Source organism: Crocosphaera sp. Alani8 (assembly GCF_038442745.1).
Lineage (GTDB): Bacteria > Cyanobacteriota > Cyanobacteriia > Cyanobacteriales > Microcystaceae > Crocosphaera.
Map to the genome: position 1 here is coordinate 1 of NZ_JARVCN010000226.1, position 5,313 is coordinate 5,313.

Annotated in this window: 5 protein-coding genes; 1 reads left to right on the top strand and 4 read right to left on the bottom strand. The window is 36.0% G+C overall.

Annotated features, from left to right (window positions below; translation table 11 throughout):
- Nucleotides 1-5: 5 nt before the first annotated feature.
- Nucleotides 6-371 (bottom strand): hypothetical protein, encoded by a 366-nt coding sequence (locus P9B04_RS13690; RefSeq protein WP_342055546.1) that lies wholly within the window; start codon nt 369-371, stop codon nt 6-8.
- Nucleotides 372-801: 430 nt separating this feature from the next.
- On the opposite strand from P9B04_RS13690, the gene miaA reads away from it, so the two are divergent.
- Entirely contained in the window at nt 802-1,710 is a 909-nt protein-coding gene (miaA, locus tag P9B04_RS13695) for a tRNA (adenosine(37)-N6)-dimethylallyltransferase MiaA (protein ID WP_342055547.1), read from the top strand.
- Between the two features lie 9 nt (nt 1,711-1,719).
- On the opposite strand, the gene P9B04_RS13700 is transcribed toward miaA, so the two are convergent.
- The 3 genes from P9B04_RS13700 to P9B04_RS13710 all read right to left on the bottom strand — a co-directional run bounded on the left by P9B04_RS13700 (nt 1,720) and on the right by P9B04_RS13710 (nt 5,090).
- A complete protein-coding gene (locus P9B04_RS13700; RefSeq protein WP_342055548.1) occupies nt 1,720-2,973 on the bottom strand; it encodes a glycosyltransferase in 1,254 nt (417 codons plus the stop codon).
- Nucleotides 2,974-3,000: 27 nt separating this feature from the next.
- Entirely contained in the window at nt 3,001-3,705 is a 705-nt protein-coding gene (locus P9B04_RS13705; protein ID WP_342055549.1) for a lysophospholipid acyltransferase family protein, read from the bottom strand.
- A 155-nt stretch (nt 3,706-3,860) separates the two neighbouring features.
- Entirely contained in the window at nt 3,861-5,090 is a 1,230-nt protein-coding gene (locus P9B04_RS13710; protein WP_342055550.1) for an HNH endonuclease family protein, read from the bottom strand.
- Nucleotides 5,091-5,313 lie beyond the last annotated feature (223 nt).

A 5,313-nucleotide genomic window follows, 5' to 3' on the forward strand; every position in this document is an offset into this window, starting at 1 on the left:
TGTGGTCATTCCCTAAAGCATATTTTGGAACTTTTCAGAATGAAATAGCCCTGGGGAAAACCAACAACACTTTTGGAAACACCAACGGGCATTTCTTGTCCTTCTTCCCATATAAAACCCAGGGATTTATAGCCTCCAGGTTCTGGTAAATATTCTGCGAATAAATCTGGTAGGACTTCCCAAATAAAGAAAGGAACCCCGCCAGAATTGATAGAACCGTATTTGAAATGGTCTTCTGCTGATTTGTAGACAGTAGGAACTTCTCTCTTAAAATTGTACCAAATAAAATAATTAGTACCTCCTACCAATAGTAAGATTACTACAATAAGAGTGATAACAATTTTTCCTATTGTATTTTTCACTAAGAACATAAAAACTCCTATAAGATTTCATCACTTAACCAACAGAGGCTTAAAAGTTTGAGAAGAAATCAAATAGAATGAGATTAAACACAATTGATACTAAATTGATTGAATTAATAATCTCTAATGTTTCTTGATTTTAAAGTATAGGGAACGTCTTAACAGTGAAAAAAAATAAAATTCAAGGAGACATCATCTTTTTAAAGAATTCTATCTGTTCTTTATTTTATCCCTGTTCAGTTTTTTCATAAGACAGTATTTTCTTGAGTTATTGGTGATAGGTTATTTTTTAACCAGGATCTTTTATAACTTCAAGATAGCATCATAACTATAAACGACAAAGTACAGAAGGTTCAAGTCTACCTTTAAACTTTGTTATATATTTTAATATTGAATCAAAATTTTGTTATGATGAAAAAAATTGCTAATATTTGTCATTATGTCAAGAGGCTTAATCGTGGTTTGTGGAGCAACCGCAACAGGTAAAACAGCCTTAGCTTTAGAAATTGCCCAAGCTATTAATTCGATCATTATTAGTGCAGACTCTCGTCAAGTTTATCGAGAGTTTAATATTGGAACAGCGAAATCAACTCCTACAGAACAAGCTTTAATTCACCATTATTTAATAGATATTTGCGATCCAAGAGATACATTAACTTTAGCGGAATATCAAGAAAAAGCAGAAAGTTTAATCAATAAAAACATCACTAAATTTCCTCTTTTAGTAGGAGGAAGTGGACTGTATATTAAATCTGTTGTGAAAGGATTAAAAATTCCTAGAGTTTCCCCACAACCCCAATTAAGATTACAGTTACAAAGTTTAGGACAAGAACAATGTTATCAAATTTTACAACAAGTCGATCCCGTAGCAATTGAAAAAATTCACCCCAATGATCAAGTAAGAACCTTGCGTGCTTTAGAAGTTTTTTACGTTACTGGTGTTCCTATCTCTAAACAACAAGGAGAAAATCCACCTACTTATCCTATTATACAGATTGGTTTAGATTGTTCTGCTGAAAAATTAAAGACAAGAATTGTACAAAGAACGAAAAAAATGCTCGATCTAGGTTTAATTGAAGAAGTAGAAACGTTGGTAAAAAAATATGGTTGGGATTTACCCTTATTGAAAACATTAGGATATGCAGAAATTGTTGATTATCTGCAAGGAAAACTATCTTTAATCGAAGCAGAAAAAGAGATTGTTTCCCATACTTGCCAGTTTGCCAAACGGCAAAGAACCTGGTTTCGTGCTTATCCAGAGATCGAGTGGTTTGACATTACCTCATCGGGTTTAGTTGAGAAAGTTTTATCGAAACTAGAAAATACTTTGCTGGTACTAAATAAATAATTAGGGAAACTATCGCTCAACTTCTGTCACCCGCCAACTTAACTTACTATTCAACCAAAAATTCCAAAAAGTTACTATGGCAATGGCAATTAATTTCGCTAAAATATCACTAGCAATAACTTCTCTTAAAAAAACATTTTCTGTTATACTTGCCACCATTTCATCTAACTGTAGCCTTTGGAAAATAGCAAAAAAAGTATTAACTAATAATGTTTGTAAGATGACACCAGCAAGACAGACAAAATTAAACTTAATGAATCTTTTTAGTCGTTGACGTTTCCCTGGCTGGCGACTGGAAATGTCCCGAAATGTCCATAAATCGTTCCAGAGAAAATTATTAATAATCGCTACCTCTGCCGAGAGAATGGTACTGCGGGTTAGACCTAATTGTAAGCCTTTCCGAAGTAAAGAAAAGACCACAAGATCCACAAAAAGTCCACTAAACCCAACTAAACAAAACTGGATAAACCTAGCAGATAAGGATAAACGAAGTCGTATAAGATGCTGTAAATACTCAATATATTGCTTCCAAGTTACCTTACTTTCTCCGGCGTGACGTTCTCGGAACACATATCCGGCTTCCCCTAACCACTGAATCTTACCCCTAGCAGTGACTTCTATCAAAATTTTGTAACCCACCGGACTTAGGGGTTTGCCAGCGATCGCACTGCGACGCACCATAAAATAACCGCTCATGGGGTCCGAAAGACGACCAATTACTTCTGGGAGAATCATCAAACCCAACACTTGTGCGCCACGGGACAAAAACCGACGTATGATACTCCATTCGCTAACCCCACCCCCTTCCACATGGCGACTCGCCACAGCTAGATCGGCCCCTCTATCCATTTTGCCTAAAAGCTGTTGGAGAACTTCTGGAGGGTGTTGTAAGTCCGCATCTATCACTCCCAGAATCTCTCCCCTGGCCACTTGCCATCCTCGAATCACGGCGGTGGATAGACCTTTTTCCTCGGTGCGACACATGACTCGCAGTTGGGGATATTCTGAGGTCAATTCTAAGGCTAATTTCCAAGTATTATCGGGACTATTATCGTCAACAACAATCAGTTCGTAGTCCCCGGCAATGGATTTATCTAGTAAATCGGTTAAAATTTTGACTATATCTTGAATATTACCCGCTTCTTTATAGGTGGGTAAGACCAAAGAAAATTTTAAAGGACGCTCATCAGCACTATTTTGGTTAATAGGATTATCCAAAACTTGAAAAATGCCAGAAGGGACAGGAACTAAAGATTGATTCATTGGTAACTACTCGTTAAAGCAATAGTATTATTTTCGAGTGAGTGTCTGCTTAAGTTTACCTTGAAATATCCCTTTCAGATGAGATTCTAAATCCTGGGTTAGCTTTTTGGAACTGCTTTTAAGGGAGGCTATGTCATAACTTGCGGCATGGAGAGGAGAACCAATATTAACAGTAACACTGGTTCCCCAACTGGGGAAGGGCTGACTGTATTCGATCGCAACTGGTAATATTTTCATCTCGCAACCAGGTTGTTGAGCTTCTACTTCTAATGCAATACGTGCCACACCTCGCTTGAGGGGATGAACTTCTCTATCTCGGAAAATTCCTCCTTCTGGAAAGATAACTAACATTTCTCCCTGTTTGAGAACTTCTACGCTATGCTCTAAACTGCTGGCTCCTGGCCGTTTAACATCTACTGGAAACCCCCCCATCCGTCGAATAAACCACCCTTGAATACCTGTCATTTCGCTGGAGGTAACCATAAACCTTACATCTCGACCACTGACTATTCTACCCACTGCATAGGGTATGATCAGGGCATCCCAGCGAGAGCGATGGGTGGGTGCAAGAAGAACTGGCCCGGTTTTGGGGACATTTTCTTGTCCATTTATAACCAAAGGTCCAAAATATAAGGGCAACACTATTTTTGATCCCAAAGGATAAGCAACATTGATTAACCAAGGGGAAATTCGAGATTTAACTTGATCGCTCTTGATGGTAGGAATATTCATTAGATTAAGCAAAACGCAACATAAAAAATCTCACCATGAGATTAGAAGTACACAGGGTCATTGTAGTTACAATATAAGACTTTTAATTGTTGGTGTCTTGGACACTACAGACAGCTAAATAACTGTCTGTATCTCTATCAATGGAAAAGATAATTTTATCTGCTAACCAGTTTCTCTTTTAATTGTCTAAGCAATAATTCAGCTTGTTCTATATCTTCTATTTCCATAGAATTTGATACTTGACTATTAATTTTACTGTATTCTAGTCTCCAAAGATTGGTTAATAATTCAACATATTTTTCTTGGTTTTCTTTAACTTGTTTAACTGTCCATTCAGCTTGATTAATCACATCGACAGTTAAAGGGAAAATAACTTGATTTACTTGCCTAAAATATGTATTTTTCTTTTTATCAAAATCATAGTTTTTAGCGGCAGTGTTTTTCTTTCTAGAGAGCAACACTAAATTGCCTAAACGATCTACCCAGGTTTGTCTATCTTTTTCTGTCCAATTTTGACACCACTGACTATTTGGCTTGGGATTTTGGGGTAAAATATGCTCTATTGTCACCATTTTAGCGTCAAAACTAAGACTTATTCCTCCTTCAGCAAGGCAAGAATCTAACCGTTTTAAGACATAAAGGCGGCTACGATTTTGGTTGTATAAATCACCATTAATAATTTCAAATATTTTATTTTGGTCATCAGCAGATAGTAATTGTTCAGCTCTAGTCATCGCTGTTTCTGCTGATTTATCTATTGCTTTTAGAAGTTGAGCATAACGTTTTCCTCGTTTGTGTATATCTGCTCTAAAAATCATTAATCCTGCTGCTAATCTTTCTAAGTTAATAAAGAAGCTTTTTATCTGAGATGTTTTGTCAGGATATTTGACTAAAAAGTAAATAGCAGGAGGTACCCAATCAGCATTATCAATTAAATTTAACCAACCAAAGAGACGATTAATTTCTTTCTTATCTTCCTCATCATCACAACTAAATTTATAATCTCTGAGCATTTCAAAGGTATCAGAACAAGGTTTTAATACTTCACCAATAAATTGTCTGGGATTGTCTTGTGGTTTAATTCTTTTACGATACTCTGTTAGTAAATTTTCTTTTGGTTTCTCTCTTAACTTGATACGATGAATATGAGAAAATAACGCTTCAAAATCTTTTCTTCCTAAATCACTTTCCTCTCCGTCCCAAATTTGAGTATATTTATCTCTGTCTTTATCATCTTCGATACTGCCGATAATTTCTGACTTAAGAATATCATTTAATTGTAAGTCTAAACCACGGGTATTAATGGTAGAAAATATCCGATAAGCTGTATCAAAATCAGAAGTAGAAACCGTCACTAAATAACATTTTAGAAAAATGTTCTCCAATAAATATAAAATCCACGATTGTAAGTCAGTATTTTCAGGACAACGCTCGTTTAATTCTTTAACTAAAAGATGAGTATTATCCCGTAATAAAATCTGACTATCTGTTTCTAAACCGGCATTTTTTTCTAATAAAGATCCAACTCCACCTGGATTACGGATATATTCACCAAAGGTATCTTCTCAAAAAGCCAGGGGTCACTCGCTGCGAAAACTTAGGCCAAAC